The organism is Williamsia sp. 1135 (assembly GCF_002095395.1).
Classification (GTDB): domain Bacteria; phylum Actinomycetota; class Actinomycetes; order Mycobacteriales; family Mycobacteriaceae; genus Williamsia.
Genome location: NZ_MJEI01000064.1, coordinates 15,779 through 31,734, shown reverse-complemented (window position 1 = coordinate 31,734; position 15,956 = coordinate 15,779). Strand labels below are relative to the sequence as shown.

Here is a 15,956-nt window from a genome sequence, read left to right as displayed (position 1 = left end):
TGAATCTGATCTCAGGTTTTGGCCGGACCGCGGCCGCAACCGCACCGGCACGGGAGAGCTTCGATGAAGAGACTTGTTTTCGAGACCGAGCACGAACAACTCCGCGCCACGGCGCGAGACTTCATCGAACGCGAGATCAAGCCCTACGCCGACGCCTGGGAACGCGAGGGACAGGTTGATCGCGAGGTGTACAAGAAGGGCGGGGAGGTCGGGCTGATCGGTTTCAACATCCCCGAGGAATACGGCGGCGGCGGAGTAGACGACTTCCGCTTCAACGCCGTCATCGTCGAGGAGTTGACCAAGTTCGGTTCCGCATCACCGTCTTTCAGCCTCCAGAACGACATCGTCGCCCCATACCTCGTATCACTGGGCACCGATGAACAGAAGCAACGATGGCTCCCCGGATTCGCCTCCGGCGAGATCATCGGGGCGATCGCGATGAGTGAGCCCGGGGCGGGCAGCGACCTCTCCGGGATCAAGACCTCAGCGAAGCGTGACGGCGACGACTGGATTCTCAACGGTTCCAAGACCTTCATCTCCGCCGGCATCAACTCCGACCTCGTCATCGTGGTCTGTCGCACCGACCCCGACCCGGCCGCCAAGCACAAAGCATTCTCGTTGCTGGTGGTCGAACGCGACATGCCCGGCTTCGAGCGTGGCCGCAAGCTCGACAAGATGGGACAGAAGGCCCAGGACACCGCCGAACTGCACTTCACCGACGTCCGCGTTCCTGCAACAAATCTGCTGGGAACCGAGAACCGGGGTTTCTACCACCTGATGCAGAACCTTCCGTCGGAACGCCTCTCGATCGCCATCGGGGCCATTGCCGGCGCCCGGGCCATCTACGAGGAGACACTTCAGTACGCCAAGGACCGCAAGGCATTCGGTCAGCCCATCGGTTCTTTTCAGGCCAACCGTTTCACCATCGCCGAGATGTCCACCGAACTCGACATCGCCGAGCAGTTCGTGGACCGCTGCCTCGCGGGGGTGGTGGCCGGCGAGCTGACCGCGGTCGACGCAGCCAAGGCGAAGTGGTGGTGTACCGAGCTGGGCAAGAAGGTCATCGACAACTGCCTGCAACTACACGGCGGCTACGGCTACATGAATGAATACGCAGTGGCCAGGGCCTACGTCGACGTACGTATCCAGACGATCTTCGGTGGAACCACGGAGATCATGAAAGATCTGATCGGGCGAGACCTCGGATTCTGACGCCTCGACAGTGGGTCAGTGGGGACATCTGCTCGGGCCGAAAAATGGACTACTGTCCACTTTGTGAAGTTCTACATCAGCACTGCGTTTCTTCCCACCGCAGAGGTCATCGAAATCGCCCGCGCAGCAGATGAACTCGGCTATCACGGGTTGGGCATTCCCGACCACGTCGTCGACTTCGAAGAGATGGCAACGCCGTACCCCTACACCGAGGACGGAGCGCGACGCTGGGATCGGTTCACCGACTGGCCTGATCCGTGGGTCTTGATCGGCAGCCTCGCCCAGTGCACCCGGCGGCTCCGATTCGTGAACACGGTGTACGTCGCCGCGTTGCGCGATCCCTTCACCGCAGCGAAGGCCATTGGGACGGCGTCGGTACTCAGCGGTGGCCGGGTGGAACTCGGCCTCGGGGTGGGCTGGAGTCGAGATGAGTTCGAGCTGATGGGCGCGCGTTTCGAGGGCCGCGGCCGGCGGACCGACGAGATGGTCGAACTGATGAAGTCCCTGTGGACTCCGGGCTGGACCGAGTTCAACGGCGAGAGCTACAGCGTCCCGCGAGTGGAGATGTCTCCTAGACCACCACGAATCCCTATTCTGATCGGTGGACTGTCCGACCGCGCGTTCCACCGGGCCGCCCAGCACGATGGCTGGATCGGCGACCTCATGACCACGGACGAGGCGATCACCACAACGGTCCGCCTGCGCGAACTCCGAGAGCAATACGGAAGGACGAGCACCGACTTCTCCATCATCGCGCCCCTCACCGACGCCTTCACCACCGACCACTACCGGTACGCCGAGGCCGCCGGGATCACCCACATCCTGACGATGCCGTGGCTCCTCTACAGCGGCGGCGATGTTTCCACTGAGCAGAAGATTCTCGACCTCAAACGTTTTCGCGACGACGTGCTCGTCCATTGGCCGACGACCTAGAACGGTGGCGGCGGGCCGTCGTGTTCGACGAACTGTTCCGGAGGCGGCGGCGGTGTCGGCGTTTCGATCCGTCGACGGTTGCGGTTCCGTTCTGCGCGGCGGCGGGCGTATTTATCCGCCAGTCGGGTTCGCCCGCGCGTTGGCATGTCGGGCGGCGCTCCCCGGGGAGGTCCAGGGTCGCGCCACGTCATGTCCAACAGCGCAGGAAAGAGGTCTTCTCCTGACCATGCCGGTCCGTGGAATCGAACTCCTTCGGGGCTGATGAAGACGATGCGGGTGCGTCCGTTTTCGTCGGTGACCTGGAAGTCGATCCAGTTGCCGAATGTCTTGAGCAGGTGATGAAACTTGCACAGGCACTTGGTGCCTTCGGCGCTGGTTTGTCCCCCCGCGTCGGGGTTGTCGTGGTCGTATTCGTCGGTGTGGTCGACTTCCGATTTCCAAGCGGGCCTTCGGCAGCCGGGGAAGGTGCAGTAGGCATCACGGATCCGGACAAACCTGTTGAGGGCAGCGGACAACCGGTAGGCGTTGCCCGGTTGAGACGTCGGCAGCGCTGTCTGGGTTTTCCGTTTGCGCCGCCGGCGACGTTCGGCCCGGTTCGGGCGCTCAGATCCGGGTTCTGCTTCTGGCGCGGTAGGCTCCGGCTCCGGTGTGTTCGGCGGTGAGTTTTTGTCTTCCGGCTCTGTCGATTCAGTTCTCGGATGCTCGGTGTGTGCGTCGACGGGATCCTCGGGTTCGGCAGTATTACTGGCCTTGGCCGTGTCGGTGTGCCCAGATTCCGCTGCTTCGGAACTGTTGTCGGGCGGCACATCCTCCGGAGCTTGGGCACCGTGCGCCGGATGGGTCGAGTCGGCCTCTCCCTCGGGCTGCGGAAGACGATCGTTGTCCGCACGATCGTGGTCGTGGTCCTCTTCGTGTTCGGCGCGACCCTCGTCATCAATCGAATCGTCAACGTCAGCAGACGAGGATTCCTCTGCCCGAGCGCCATTTTCGTCTGCGCGGACGTCTGATTCTTTCGCCGGTGGACGTTTGGCGTCTTCTTTGGCTTTGACCAGGCGCTTGATCTCCTCGAGCAGCTCCTCGGGGCTCAGTTCTTTCGCCCGAGGCGTATGCAGGTCATCGGCGGCGGAGTCGGGCACCGATGACGGCTGATCGAGGACGTCCTTCGCCAGTTCGCCACCGAGCGGAGCCAGGCGGGCGTCGGGTCTGCGGGCGATCTCGCGGGCGTGGTCACCGGAGATCACTCCATGACCGTCCATCAGTGCGGCGTTGTTGGCGCGCCCTTCGACGGTCGCTTGGTCCATCACGACGTGAACCACGAACTGTGTGCCGCCATCGCTGTCACCGTCACTGTCACCGTCACTGTCACCGTCGTGCGGACGCGCGAACTCACAACCTTCGGAATCTCCGCACTGGCAGAGGAAGTCGACGTCCATGGTGGCGCAGAACATCGCATCCGACAGACGCTGGGGTGTGGTGCGGGGGTCGTTCGCGCAGACCTGAGTGGCCAACTGCTGCACCCGCTTCTCCAAGAGCAGGGCGTTCTCGGCGGTCATCGACGCCACCACATCAGCCATCCCGTCGGCGGTCGCGTACCGCTTGAAGTTCCGGCCGTCTCTGGCCCGGGACCGGCGTTCCCGGACCCCCTCGGGGTCGTGGCGGAACACGATCTGGTCGACCATGTTGCGCATCCGGTCTGCGGACCAGGCACCGTCGCGCCACAACATCTCTGCGATCTCCGCGTCCACCGACGCCGACCACGGCATGCCGTCGACCAGTTCGGTGCGCGAGACGATATCGCCGACGTGATGGGGTGCGACCCGGCCTGCTCGCAGTGCCTCGTTCACCTGCGGCAGTCGGTCGCGCAAGGCCAGGCCCCGGCGGATCACGTTGTCGGCCCAACCCGGCGTGACTCCCAGCGCAGCTCCGACACGCGCCGAGCAATGTGCCCATCCGTCTAGTTGGCGCACGTCGACCTCGGCCGTGGGCTGGGCCAACTGCCGATGAATCTCGGCCGCGGTCGCATATTCAGACCAGGCGGCAAGACCTTTCACGTGAGCGAGTTGCTGCATCGATGTGGTGAGTTCGCGCGGACGCAGCAGACTTGGGGTCGACACCCCCAGGCCCCGGAACGCTGCTTCCACCCGCTCTTCGAACATACTGTCGACTATGCCACGGGCCTCTGACAATTCAGCCGCCCTGGCCGAAAGTAACTGCAAATCCACCCGTTCAGTCAAACGCTCCGGTTGCATGCAGCTGGAGCATTTGACCGAAACGGGTGCATCTGTGAAGCGAAAAATCAATCGCCGGAGGAGATCTCGCGCAGCTCAGCGAGCATGCGTCGGACGCACACGTCGAAGTCGTCGGTGCAGCCGCCGGAGATCCAGACCTCGAATCCGACCTTGAAAACGCTCACGCCGACCGCCTGCCAACGGCTCACCCCATCCGAACAGAACAGGGTCGACGGCGCGTGGCCTGGGGACAGTCCGAGGGCGCCTACGCTGCGATACACCGCACCAAACCACAGACCGCTGCAATCGGACTGAACGACTCACCGGCGGGCCTCGCCGCGTGGATCGTTTCGTCTTTGGTGAAGGCGAGCATTTCGCGCCGTTCGAGGAGCCCGAGCTGTACGCACAGGAACTCCGGGAGTTCTTTCGCCCCTACCGCTGATCCGCACATCCCGTCGATCCGTATGTGGGACGCTGACACGATGAGCGGAAATCGTGTCTTTGTGATCGGTGTCGGGATGACCAAGTTCGAGAAGCCTGGTCGCAAGGAGGGCTGGGACTATCCGGCCATGGCCAAGGAATCGGGCACCCGAGCGCTCGAGGATGCCGGGATCACCTTCGACCAGATCGAAGAGGCGCACGTCGGGTACGTCTACGGCGATTCGACCTGTGGTCAACGTGCCATCTACGAGCTCGGCATGACGGGTATCCCGATCACGAACGTGAACAACAACTGTTCCACTGGCTCGACGGCGCTCTATCTGGCAGCTCGATCGATTCGCGGCGGACTGGCAGATTGTGTGCTGGCGTTGGGATTCGAGAAGATGCAGCCGGGCTCGTTGGCCGGCGGCGCCCAAGATCGCGAACAGCCGCTGATGCGCCACATCGCCGCGGAGTCGGAATTGTTCGAGTTCGCATTCCCGGCTGCGCCGTGGATGTTCGGTGCCGCAGGCCTCGAACACATGCAGCGTTACGGGACCACCGCGGAGCACTTCGCCAAGATCGGCGAGAAGAACCACCGGCACTCGATCAACAACCCGTACGCCCAGTTCCAGGACGAGTACTCGCTCGACGAGATCAAGGCCGCGAAGATGATCTACGAGCCGATCGAGCTGACCAGGCTCCAGTGCTCACCGACCTCCGACGGCTCCGGCGCGGTGGTCCTCGCGAGCGAGCGTTTTGTCGACGAGCACGGTCTGGCTGCGCAGTCCGTCGAGATCGTCGGACAGGCCATGGTCACCGACCTCGAGACCACCTTCACCGACAAGAGTGCGATCACCATCGTCGGCGCCGACATGACCCGTCACGCAGCCCGAAAGGTGTACGAGCAGGCGGAGATCGAGCCGACCGACGTCGACGTCATCGAGCTGCACGACTGCTTCTCCGTGAACGAGCTGCTCACCTACGAGGCGCTGGGCCTGTGCGGTGAGGGCGACGGTGGAAAGCTGATCGACGGCGGGGAGACGACCTACGGGGGCAGCTGGGTCGTGAACCCGTCCGGTGGTCTGATCTCGAAAGGCCATCCCCTCGGAGCCACCGGCCTGGCGCAGGCGAGCGAGTTGACCTGGCAACTCCGCGGCACCGCCGACAAACGTCAGGTCGACGGGGCGAAGATCGCGCTACAACAAAACATCGGGCTCGGCGGCGCCGTGGTGGTGACCGCCTACCGTCCCGCCGATCGCTGAGTGGCCCGCGACCAGCTCCGGCCTACCAGTGCACGCCCTTGAGGACGCGAGCGAGCAGGATCTGCTCGGACTCGCTGCGGCCCTGATCGCCGCGCGCAGCGGCGGAGTCCGGGAACACCTGATAGGCCAAATGCAGGATCCGAAACGCCAGCTTGGGCGTCACGGTGTGCGCGACGGACCCGAGATTGCCCAGGGCAGTGTTGATCTCGTGCGGTCGGTCGACCAGTGCCGTGATCACCTTGTCGGCGGCCTGGCCCGGACTGATGGTCGGGAATCTGTCGTAGAGCTTGGTGGGGGCGATCATCGGTGTCCGCACCAGTGGCATGTGGATCCCGGTGAAGGAGATCCCGTCGCCGACCAACTCCGACGACACCACGTTCGACCACGAGTCCAGCGCCGCCTTCGACGCCACGTAGGCACTGAACCGTGGCGGATTGGTCTGCACCCCGATGGATGAGACGTTGACGATGTGGCCACCGCCCTGTGCACGCATCGTCGGCAACAGACCGATCACGAGCCGGATCGCACCGAAGTAGTTGAGCTGCATGGTCCGTTCGAAATCGTGGAACCGGTCTTCCGACAGCTTCAACGACCGGCGAATCGACCGGCCGGCATTGTTGACGATGAAGTCGATGTGGTCGAAGTCGTCGCCGAGTTGCTTGGTCAGCGCGTCGATGGCGTCGAGGTCAGACAGGTCGCAGCCGTATGCGTAGGCGGTGCCGCCCTGCCCCTCGATCAGATTCTTGGTCGCCTCGAGTTTGTCGAGTCCGCGCGCCACCAGGATCGGGATGCCGCCGGCTTTCGCGACCTTGACGGCCGTCACCAGGCCGATACCGGACGAGGCACCGGTGATCACCACCGTTTTGCCCGACAGCTCCTTCACGACATTGCGATCGGATTTGATCGAGTCGTCGAGGAACTGTTCCCAGTAGGTCCACAGGTTGGCCGCGTACGTGTCCAGTTCGGGTACAGAGATGCCGGATCCGGCCAACGCCTCCTCCGTCGCATACGAGGAGAAGGTTCCCGGGAATGACACGTGCGCAAGGACTTCGGGTGGTATTCCTAGCCTCCCGATGGTCTGCCGGAGCGCGAACTGCGCCGGGCCCGACCGCACGACGGTGCCGAGTAGGGAGCTCGGTTGCAGCGCGCGGGGCAGGAGATACGTCGGCACCAGGTCGGTCACGGACCGGTCGACGGGTACCGCGAACTTGGGTGCGCCCGCGGCTGCGGCAAACGTGTTGACCATCCCGATGGTGTTCTGCGGCTTCGGATTCACCAGGTGGAAGGCTTCACCGTCTCGGCCGGGCAGATGCGCCAGGTGATCCATCGCCCGTGCGACATAGTCGACCGGGACCACATTGGTGTCCCCCAGGTCGACACCGAGTAGCGGTAGGGCCCCCGGCAGCGCGTCACGCATCCGCTTGAACAACGGGAAGAAGTAGTACGGCCCGTCGATCTTGTCCATCGCGCCGGTTTCCGAGTGTCCGAGGACGATCGCCGGCCGGTAGACGCGCCAGGGAACGGTGGCCTCGTCACGGACGATGCGTTCGGATTCGAACTTGGTGCGGTGGTACGCCGAGAGCAGTTCCTGGCCCTCGTCGAACATCGACTCGTCGAACCGGCCACGGAATTCACCTGCCGCCGCGACGGAGGAGACCTGATGGAAGCACCCCGCGTCGAGGGCCTCGGCGAGAGAGAGTGCCGCCCGGGTGCCCCCGACGTTCGGCATCTCGTTGGCCTCGCCGGATGCGGTCATGTCGTAGATCGCCGCGAGGTGGAAGAAGTGGTCGATGTCGCCGCGATGGTCGGCGATCCACGCCGGGTCGACTCCGAGGCTGTCCGCCTGCAGGTCCCCGACGACCGGGGTGACCCGGTCGGTATCCCACTGTCGGATGAGTCGTTCGATCTTGCGTCGCGAACCTCTGCGCACCAGCACGAAGATTTCGCCGTCGCGATTGTTCAGTAGTTCGCCGAGCAGATTTCGACCGATGAAACCTGTGGCCCCCGTCACAAAATACGCCATACCCGCTGACACTAGTGTGGCGCGGCCGCCACGTCATTCCTGGCCGCCGTCATCCGGCGGGACTGTTCGCGAAGTGGGCCTCGATGATGGCCCGGACCGTCTTGCGGCATCGACCGCAATCCGCGCCCGCACCACACGCGATGGCCACCTCCTTCGAGGTCCGGGCGCCATCGGCCACCGACTGTTCGACGACGTGGCTGGTGACTCCTTGACACAGGCAGACGTACATGAGGGGTCCCGGACTAGGTCTGCGGCTGCAGGTCCATGATCCGCTGTAGCTTCCCTACGAACAACGGCGGATACACCCCGACACCGGCCCCCGACATCCACTCGGCGGCCGCGTCGGGATGCTCCACCCACGCAACCGCATTTTCCTCGGTGTCGAGTTCTTGCAAGATCATCACTTCTTGGCGGTCGTCGAGAGCCTGGTAGATCCAGACCCTGCGAACGCCGGCGGAGATGAACCTCCGCAGACTCTTCCGTACCGCGCCGAGTAGAGCGGGCACGCTCTCCACCGGAGCGATCGCGGCGACCAGGATGCCCGAGTGATCGGACTCCGCCGACGCCAGATCGATTTTCTCCACCACCTCGCCGACAAACAGCGGGGGAATCTCGTCCACGTTCGCCGCGTCGAACCAATCGAACACCGCCGGATTGCGAACCAGCTTCTCTATCGAGCCGCGATCGTGCAGCCCGAGGGTCGCGAACACCCGACGAGGATCGTCCAGGCCGCGGTAGACCACCAGGTGGCGGGCGCCGAGCCGGGCCAGAGAGTCGTTGTTCTCGGACAGTCGCTCGACGATTCCCTCCCCGCTGGGCAGCGAGAAATCAGAGGCCAGGATGCGCGAATGCTCGGACAATATTCAATCCCTGCTCGTCGGTGCCGGTGGATGTCACCCGAACTGCATCGTACCGAGATAAATTGATTTCACACGTGATGTCCACAGCCCCATCAGGAACAGCCCTCCCGATGAGTGACGTCAGGTGTCATTGACGTGAGGAGAAACCATGCAAGGCGATCCGGAAGTTCTCAAGCTGCTCAACGAGCAGTTGACCAGCGAATTGACGGCGATCAACCAGTATTTTCTGCACTCCAAGATGCAGGACAGCTGGGGCTTCACCGAAGTCGCGGCGCACACCCGCGCAGAGTCTTTCGAGGAGATGAACCACGCGGAGGCGATCACCGATGGCATACTGCTCCTCGACGGCTTGCCCAACTATCAGCGGTTGTTCTCGCTGAAGGTCGGGCAAACTCTCCGCGAGCAGTTCGAGAGTGATCTGCAGATCGAGATCGACGTCGTCGCCCGCCTCAAGCCGGGCATCGTCATGTGTCGTGAGAAACAGGACACCACGAGCGCCAACTTGCTCGAGAAGATCCTGGCAGACGAGGAAGAGCACGTCGACTACCTGCAAACGCAGCTCCAGCTGATGACGACCTTGGGTGAAAATCTGTATCTCGCCCAATGCGTGAGCCGCCCACCGGCCTGAGCCGAAAAGTGTTCTCAGCGCGCAAAATCCCGACTCATCACTAGGCTGGGAGGTCATCGTCGGAGCTGCTGCGTGCGGCTCCGACGATGACTGATGCGCGCACTCTCCCTGGTAGGTTCCTCATGTCACCACCCGAGTTCCACCGTGAGGAATTGATGATCAAGAAGACCGGCACCTTCTTTGCAGCTCTGTGCGCTGTACTGGCACTGACAGCCCTGGGGGTGTCCACCGCATCCGCCGCGCCCGCGAAGGTCAACCTCGGCGGTGGATCCGGAATTCTCTTGCCGGAACGCAACGGAGAAGCCTCGGCGTGCACCCTCACGACGATCGGTCGCGACCAGAACAACGCACTCGTCGGTCTGACCGCCGGTCACTGCGGCCCCGCCGGCACCCAGGTCTTCGCGGAGGCGGCCCAGAGTGCCGGCCCCGTCGGTGAGGTCACCTACAAGAACGCCGATCTCGACTACGCGATCATCCGATTCGACGCGAACAAGGTGAACCCGGTCCAGAAGATCGGCGGCGTCACGATTCGCAGCCTCCGTACGCAGGCACCGCAGTTCCCCGAGATCAGCTGCAAAGAGGGACGCACTACCGCCAACACCTGCGGTATCACCTGGTTCTCTGACGGTTTCGCCCACTACAGCCAGATCTGCGTCGTCGAAGGCGACTCGGGCAGTCCGGTCGTTGTCGGAGACAAGCTCATCGGGATGGTCAACGCCTACTACTTCATCGGCTGCATCGGGCCGGAGACCGGAACGAACATCAAGCCGATCCTCGACGACATGAAGCGGCACGGCGTCACGGAGTTCCGGGTCGCCTGACCTGCACTCAGGCCTTCCGCTGACGGTCCAGTTCCTCGATTTCCGCCCACCTCCGCCATTCCTCGAGCCCGTCCTCCGCGTCGGCGCCGAAGGGAGCTCGCGGCAGGTGGGCGGTTTTCTTTGCGTTCTCCTTGAAGACCATGAAAATGCCGATGAATGCCGGGACCAAGATGTACAAAAATTTTATGCCTGAAACTATGCGCCCGAACAATTTTCGCCACCACTGGCCATTTTGACAGTCTTCACAAATTTTCTGCCATAATGGCTGGCATGCTTCGCTCCGTCGCCGTCATCCTGCAAGAACCGGTCGCCGCCTTCGAGTACGGCGTCATTTGCGAGGTGTTCGGCGTCGATAGGACCGACGAAGGAGTACCGCGCTTCGATCTCCGGGTCTGCGCCGTCAATCCGGGCACACCGCTGAACTTCACCACCGGGGCCCAGGTGATCCCCCAGTACGGACTCGACGCGTGCGCCGACGCCGACCTCATCGCCATCCCCGCCGGCCAGGTGCGCGCCGACTTCAACGAAGAGGTCCTCGACGTCCTGCGGGCCGCCGACGCGCGAGGCGCGTACATCCTGTCGGTGTGCACCGGGTCCTTCGTGGTCGCCGCGGCCGGCCTGCTCGACGGCCTATCGGCCAGCACCCACTGGCGATACGGCAAGGAGATGTCCGAGCTGTTCCCGCACGTGCAGGTCAACACCGACGTCCTCTATGTGGAAGAGGGCAACATCATCACCAGCGCAGGCACCGCCGCCGGGATCGATGCCAGCCTGCACCTGGTCCGGAAAGAACACGGACCCACCATCGCGAACAAGATCGCGCGCCGGATGGTGGTACCCCCGCAGCGCGAGGGCGGCCAACGACAATTCGTCAAAGCGCCCGTCCCCGTGTGTGACACAGATGGTTTCGGCGAGGTCCTCGGCTGGATGCTGCAGAACCTGAGCGCAGACATCGCCATCGCCGACCTGGCGACCCGGGCTCACATGTCCTCCCGAACGTTTGCCCGCCGGTTCGCCGACGAGGTGGGCACCAGTCCCCTGCGCTGGCTGACCGAGCAACGTGTGCTCGCCGCCCAAAGTCTGCTCGAGACCACCGATCTCGGAATCGAAGAGGTCGCCCGCCAGGTCGGTTTCAGTTCGGCGATGCTACTGCGCCATCACTTCGCGGCGATCGTCGGCATCACACCGACCGCCTTCCGCACCCGGTTCGGTACCGCGGCCAGTTGAGGCCAGATCAGTCGGCGTCAGCTTCGGCCTGATAGGAATCCTCGAACGAGATCCTCGGCAAGCTGGTGGCCGCGTAGATCGTCAGCGCCAGGAACACCAGGAACGTCAGGGTGAAACCGATTGCCAGCGCGGCGAAACCGTAATGGACGGACTTCTGGACAATCGCGGAACCGTCGGCCACCCAGAGCGATCCGGAGGCCCCGAGAACGGCGCCCAGCAGGGCCCACGCCGCACCCCTGGCCCGCGGGCCCACCGTGGAGACGTAGAACAGGCGCTCGTAGATGGCGGTCTCGAACTCGTCGACAGCCGCACCGCGCACCGGATCCTCAGCCGCGACCGCCCGCAACTTCTTTGCCAGATCGACGTCACGGTCCAGTCGGACCGTCTCCTGCTGGCGGTACCAGACGTACAGCCCGACGCTGATCACCAACGCCACGACGAAGATCCCCGCACCAACCGCACCCCACGCAACGTCATCCACCTGACACACGTTACAGAAATGGTCGAGCTCCGCTCCGCTACGTCTTCACAGCGATGGTCGAGCTCCGCTCCGCTTCGTCTCCGCGAAATGGTCGAGCTCGGCTCCGACCTGCGTCTCGCACGGTCATTTGAACTGTCTATTGCGCTGTTCAGCTGGGGCCGGGGTGCCTACGATAACTCCGGTATCGCAGATGCAGGGATGACCTCTGGAAGGAAATCGGTGAGATGGCCGAGTTACTAGGATTGACCAAGCGCATCGTGGAGGCGCGGCTCAACAACTCCTCGATCAAGGCGGTCAGCGGATCGATGGTTTCCTACCAGGGTCAGGTCGAGTTCAAGTCGGCCGGATTCGGTGGCGGATCAGGCCTGGTTGCCGGCCTGAAACAGAAGGCCACCGGCGAGTCACTGAAACTGATGGAGTGCACCGGAAACGGGATCGTGCACCTCGCCATCCAGGCTCAGTACACAACCGTGCTGCAGCTCAACAACGAGACCATCCAGGTGGAATCGCGGCAGCTGCTCGCGATGGCAGGCAATCTCCAAACGAATGTCCAGTTCTCCGGACTGGGCGGGATGTCCAGCGGACAAGGGCTCTTCACCACCACCGTGACCGGAACCGGACAGGTCGCCCTCCTGTCGGCGGGCGGGCCGCTGATTCACCTCGAGGTCAATCCCAATCTGCCCCTCGTCGTGGATCCGGACGCTTTCGTTTCCGCCAAAGGCCAACTGCAGCAATCGTTTGTGACCGACGTCAGCTGGCGTTCGATGATCGGCCAAGACGGTGGCGAGGCATTTTCCCTGCGCTGGCAGGGCCAGGGCGTCGTGTCGATCCAACCCGCGGAACGGTGAGTGGCATGGTATTCCAGAAGATCAACTCGAAGGTCGTGAAGGTCAACGTCGGACATGCCGGTGGTGTGGTGGCGCGCAAGGGCGCGATGCTCTTCTACACCGGACAGGTCCATTTCTCACCCCATCAGATCCCAGGCGCCGGGGGCGGCGGTATGCCGGGGATGGGTGGCATGGGCGCGATCGCCGGCATGGCCGGGCGCATGATGCGCGGCGAACACGAGGCCACCATGATGGCGCAGGGCAACGGAGAGGTCCATTACGGATTCGCCGGTCTCGCAGTACATGTCATCGACATGCCACAGGGAGGCACGGTGACCGCAGACGCCTCACGCACACTTGGGTACACCGCAGGGCTACAGGCATCGATCGTCTCGATGACGTCTCAGGGCGGGGGCGGAGGCGGCGGAGGACGCGGCGGCGGTCTGATGGGAGCCTTGCGGGGCGCGGCCACCGGCGCTCTGACCGGGGACGGCATGTTCACCACCCAACTGCAGGGCACGGGGTCGGTGGTGCTCCTCGCGCACGGAGAAGTACTGGAGATCCAGGTCGGCGGCCAATACCCGGTGATCGTCGATCCGCAGGCATTCGTCGGCACGTTCGGCAATGTGCAAACCCAGTTGAAGTCGACGGCGGGCTGGCGCGATGCTGTCGGCCGCGGCGCCGGCGAGGCGATGCAGCTGCAATGCCAAGGTCAGGGAACCGTATTCGTGCAAGCCTCCGAAGAGAAGCTGTAGGGGAAAGCCATGAGCGACATCTTGAATCCGTCCATGTTGCAGGGCGACGACAACATCCCCGGCAACACCTACGCCTACTACATGCAGCTGACCAAGCCGTGGATCATGTCCAAGGGCGCGATGATCGCGTACTACGGGCAGATGCAGTTCCAAGCGCTGATCCAGGGTATGCAGACAGCGATGATGCAGCAGCTCGCCGGCACGATCAGCGCCCCGCTGTACATGGGCGACTACATCATCGCCCAGGGTCAAGGCACTCTGATCATCGGCGACCGTGGCTACGACATCAACTCCTACGACCTCGAGGACGGCAACCTCACGGTGCGGGCGGCCAATCTCCTCGCCTTCGAACCAGGGCTGCAGCTGAATCAGTCGATCGTGCCCGGTTACCTGACGCTCATCGGCACCGGCAAGTTCCTCGCCTCGTCGAACGGACCGGTCATGTTCGCCGAACCCCCGCTGCGCGTGGATCCCGAAGCCCTTGTCGGATGGGCAGATTGCCCGTCACCCAGCCACCACTACGACCAGAGCTGGATCACCGGCTTCATGGCGGCCGGCGCTGCGATGATGGGGGCCGCGAGTGGTGAGGAACAGCAATTCGACTTCACCGGCTCGGGCACGGTCTTGATCCAGTCGAGTGAGAAGGTCATCAACGACCACAACCTGGTGCGCACGTTGGAGAGCCAGATCCCGGGACTGTCGTCCATGGGCCTGCAGCGTCTCAATCAACGTATTCAGCAACAGCTCGGTCAGCAGCAGGCTTATTGACGCAGTCGTCGCTCACACGGCGTAGACGAGCGCCAGGCCGGCGGCGCAGGCGGCCACAGAGATCACCAGGGATCCGGCGGCATAGCCCACGGCCAGGCCTGAGCGACCCTGCTGGATCAGACGTACCGTCTCGAAACTGGCCGTGCTGAAAGTGGTGTAGCCGCCGCAGAATCCGGTACCGACGATGGCCTGTAACTCTGACGCGCCGGCGTGGAAGACGACGATCCCCGCGATGAGACCGATGATCAGGGATCCGGTGACGTTGATGATCGCGGTGCCCCAGGGGAACGGCGACGGCAGGCGCCGCTTGCACTCGGAATCGATCACGAAACGCACAACCGCACCGAACGCGCCTGCCAGCGCCACCCAGACGATCACCGGTCTGCCGCCGCTCGCGTATGGATGGCCGCGGCCACCGAGATGCCCGCCCAGGCCAGCAGCGCGCCCGCGACCACTGTTGCGACCGTATAGCCCGCCGCAGTCGCGACATCTCCTTCACGAAGGATCAACGACGTCTCCAGCGCAAACGCACTGTAGGTGGTGAACGTGCCGCAGAATCCGGTTCCGAACAGCAGGCGGGTTCGCCGGCGCCATCCGGTGTCGTCACCGAGGCGGGCCAGACCTTCCAGCGCGACTCCCAGCATGAATGCGCCGATCAGATTGATCACGAAAGTCGCCCACGGCCACTCGGGAGCGTGGAAGGGGTAGGCCTTCTCGAGCAGGTACCGAGCGCTGGTACCGATGACGCCTCCGGCGAAGATCCACGCCAGTGCACCCGGGCGTAGGTGCAGAGGCCGGGTGGACCCGACGTCGGGGTCCGAGGGCAACTCGGGATGTGAGTCCTGCGGATTTACCACGACAAGAATGTACGTCGACGAGCCTCACCGTGCATGCGAGTCCACGAACCGCACACGGATACACGAAAGCCCCCTGCGGCCATCGGGCTGGGCCGCAAGGGGCTCTCGACAACAGGCATCACCGGGGGGGATGACACCTGTCGGTCTTCGAGGTCAGGTCATGCGACCTGCGCCTGCCACATCCAGTGCAGCTGCTCCAGACGTGCTGCGATCGAGATCAACAGATCCTGTGTGACAGGGTCGGCCTTCTCGGTCGCCTCGATGCGCTGGCGCAGTCCGTCGACCACGGTCTTGATGTTGGCGACGATTGCCGTCACCACGTCGACGTCTTTCGTCCAGCCTGCACCGAAACCCTTGGTGCCTGCGGTCTTTGCAACCGTCTCGGAGCGACCGTCGGGGCTCACACCGATCGCCGTGGCCCGCTCGGCTGCGGCGTCGGTGAAGTCACGCGCCGCGGTGACGAGCTCATCGAGCTCCAGGTGGACCGACCGGAACTGCTGGCCGACCACGTTCCAATGCGCCTGCTTGGCGATGAGGGACAGGTCGATCAGATCGACAACGGTGTCCTGCAACGCCTTTCCGGCGACGCCCTGCTGGTCCTTGTTCAAGGTGCTGGTGATGGGGTTTGTCATAGGGATCCTCTCCTTGCTC

The 15,956-nt window shown here is 63.6% G+C and carries 19 protein-coding genes; 9 read left to right on the top strand and 10 right to left on the bottom strand.

All coding sequences use genetic code 11. From position 1 onward, the window contains the following. Window positions 1-63 precede the first annotated feature (63 nt). Window positions 64-1,212 carry an acyl-CoA dehydrogenase family protein gene (locus BFL43_RS04180; protein WP_084891060.1) on the top strand — a complete coding sequence of 383 codons (1,149 nt, stop codon included), beginning with the start codon at window positions 64-66 and terminating at the stop codon, window positions 1,210-1,212. 63 nt (window positions 1,213-1,275) lie between these two features. Continuing rightward, on the top strand, window positions 1,276-2,145 hold the full coding sequence (locus BFL43_RS04175; RefSeq protein WP_084891058.1) for a TIGR03619 family F420-dependent LLM class oxidoreductase: 870 nt from the start codon (window positions 1,276-1,278) through the stop codon (window positions 2,143-2,145). On the opposite strand, the gene BFL43_RS29335 is transcribed toward BFL43_RS04175, so the two are convergent. Both BFL43_RS29335 and BFL43_RS29125 read right to left on the bottom strand, forming a co-directional pair. Then, complete coding sequence (locus BFL43_RS29335; RefSeq protein WP_240498051.1) at window positions 2,142-4,301, bottom strand: HNH endonuclease signature motif containing protein; 2,160 nt, start codon at window positions 4,299-4,301, stop codon at window positions 2,142-2,144. The genes BFL43_RS04175 and BFL43_RS29335 overlap by 4 nt on opposite strands. Window positions 4,302-4,638: 337 nt before the next feature. Beyond that, the gene (locus tag BFL43_RS29125; protein ID WP_206186609.1) at window positions 4,639-4,824 is read right to left on the bottom strand and encodes a hypothetical protein; all 186 of its coding nucleotides are present in this window, start codon (window positions 4,822-4,824) and stop codon (window positions 4,639-4,641) included. Window positions 4,825-4,855: 31 nt separating this feature from the next. Between BFL43_RS29125 and BFL43_RS04160 the strand changes: the two genes are divergently transcribed. Further along, window positions 4,856-6,058 carry a lipid-transfer protein gene (locus BFL43_RS04160; protein ID WP_084891092.1) on the top strand — a complete coding sequence of 401 codons (1,203 nt, stop codon included), beginning with the start codon at window positions 4,856-4,858 and terminating at the stop codon, window positions 6,056-6,058. A gap of 22 nt (window positions 6,059-6,080) precedes the next feature. Here the strand turns inward: BFL43_RS04160 and BFL43_RS04155 are convergent, their stop codons facing one another. Genes BFL43_RS04155 through BFL43_RS04145 form a run of 3 tightly spaced genes read right to left on the bottom strand, consistent with a single transcriptional unit; the run spans window position 6,081 to window position 8,941 of the window. Continuing rightward, window positions 6,081-8,081, bottom strand: coding sequence for an SDR family oxidoreductase (locus BFL43_RS04155; protein WP_084891056.1), 2,001 nt, complete (start codon window positions 8,079-8,081; stop codon window positions 6,081-6,083). Between the two features lie 49 nt (window positions 8,082-8,130). Further along, entirely contained in the window at window positions 8,131-8,310 is a 180-nt protein-coding gene (locus tag BFL43_RS04150) for a (2Fe-2S)-binding protein (protein ID WP_084891053.1), read from the bottom strand. A gap of 13 nt (window positions 8,311-8,323) precedes the next feature. Then, window positions 8,324-8,941: a fatty-acid--CoA ligase gene (locus BFL43_RS04145; protein ID WP_084891051.1), complete on the bottom strand. Its 618-nt coding sequence runs from the start codon at window positions 8,939-8,941 to the stop codon at window positions 8,324-8,326. A 148-nt stretch (window positions 8,942-9,089) separates the two neighbouring features. Here BFL43_RS04145 and bfr point away from each other — a divergent pair, with 148 nt between their 5' ends. Continuing rightward, a complete protein-coding gene (bfr, locus tag BFL43_RS04140; protein WP_084891049.1) occupies window positions 9,090-9,569 on the top strand; it encodes a bacterioferritin in 480 nt (159 codons plus the stop codon). Window positions 9,570-9,724: 155 nt separating this feature from the next. Continuing rightward, a complete protein-coding gene (locus tag BFL43_RS04135; RefSeq protein WP_084891091.1) occupies window positions 9,725-10,390 on the top strand; it encodes a peptidase S1 family protein in 666 nt (221 codons plus the stop codon). Window positions 10,391-10,397: 7 nt separating this feature from the next. Here BFL43_RS04135 and BFL43_RS28810 read toward each other — a convergent pair whose 3' ends face one another. Then, on the bottom strand, window positions 10,398-10,559 hold the full coding sequence (locus BFL43_RS28810; RefSeq protein ID WP_168176524.1) for a hypothetical protein: 162 nt from the start codon (window positions 10,557-10,559) through the stop codon (window positions 10,398-10,400). Window positions 10,560-10,660: 101 nt separating this feature from the next. Here BFL43_RS28810 and BFL43_RS04125 point away from each other — a divergent pair, with 101 nt between their 5' ends. Beyond that, entirely contained in the window at window positions 10,661-11,617 is a 957-nt protein-coding gene (locus BFL43_RS04125; RefSeq protein WP_084891089.1) for a helix-turn-helix domain-containing protein, read from the top strand. A gap of 7 nt (window positions 11,618-11,624) precedes the next feature. Here BFL43_RS04125 and BFL43_RS04120 read toward each other — a convergent pair whose 3' ends face one another. Further along, window positions 11,625-12,098, bottom strand: coding sequence for a hypothetical protein (locus BFL43_RS04120; protein WP_240498050.1), 474 nt, complete (start codon window positions 12,096-12,098; stop codon window positions 11,625-11,627). Window positions 12,099-12,322: 224 nt separating this feature from the next. Here BFL43_RS04120 and BFL43_RS04115 point away from each other — a divergent pair, with 224 nt between their 5' ends. The 3 genes from BFL43_RS04115 to BFL43_RS04105 are packed head-to-tail and all read left to right on the top strand — an operon-like array spanning window position 12,323 to window position 14,448. After that, window positions 12,323-12,946 (top strand): AIM24 family protein, encoded by a 624-nt coding sequence (locus BFL43_RS04115; protein WP_084835947.1) that lies wholly within the window; start codon window positions 12,323-12,325, stop codon window positions 12,944-12,946. Window positions 12,947-12,951: 5 nt separating this feature from the next. After that, the gene (locus tag BFL43_RS04110) at window positions 12,952-13,680 is read left to right on the top strand and encodes an AIM24 family protein (protein WP_084891045.1); all 729 of its coding nucleotides are present in this window, start codon (window positions 12,952-12,954) and stop codon (window positions 13,678-13,680) included. A 9-nt stretch (window positions 13,681-13,689) separates the two neighbouring features. Then, window positions 13,690-14,448 (top strand): AIM24 family protein, encoded by a 759-nt coding sequence (locus BFL43_RS04105; protein WP_084891043.1) that lies wholly within the window; start codon window positions 13,690-13,692, stop codon window positions 14,446-14,448. A 12-nt stretch (window positions 14,449-14,460) separates the two neighbouring features. Here BFL43_RS04105 and crcB (BFL43_RS04100) read toward each other — a convergent pair whose 3' ends face one another. The 3 genes from crcB (BFL43_RS04100) to BFL43_RS04090 all read right to left on the bottom strand — a co-directional run bounded on the left by crcB (BFL43_RS04100) (window position 14,461) and on the right by BFL43_RS04090 (window position 15,937). Then, complete coding sequence (gene crcB / locus BFL43_RS04100) at window positions 14,461-14,826, bottom strand: fluoride efflux transporter CrcB (RefSeq protein WP_084891041.1); 366 nt, start codon at window positions 14,824-14,826, stop codon at window positions 14,461-14,463. After that, the gene (gene crcB, locus BFL43_RS04095; protein ID WP_143695083.1) at window positions 14,823-15,305 is read right to left on the bottom strand and encodes a fluoride efflux transporter CrcB; all 483 of its coding nucleotides are present in this window, start codon (window positions 15,303-15,305) and stop codon (window positions 14,823-14,825) included. The genes crcB (BFL43_RS04100) and crcB (BFL43_RS04095) overlap by 4 nt, the downstream gene beginning before the upstream one ends. Window positions 15,306-15,463: 158 nt before the next feature. Then, a complete protein-coding gene (locus tag BFL43_RS04090) occupies window positions 15,464-15,937 on the bottom strand; it encodes a DNA starvation/stationary phase protection protein (protein WP_084891037.1) in 474 nt (157 codons plus the stop codon). Window positions 15,938-15,956: the final 19 nt, after the last annotated feature.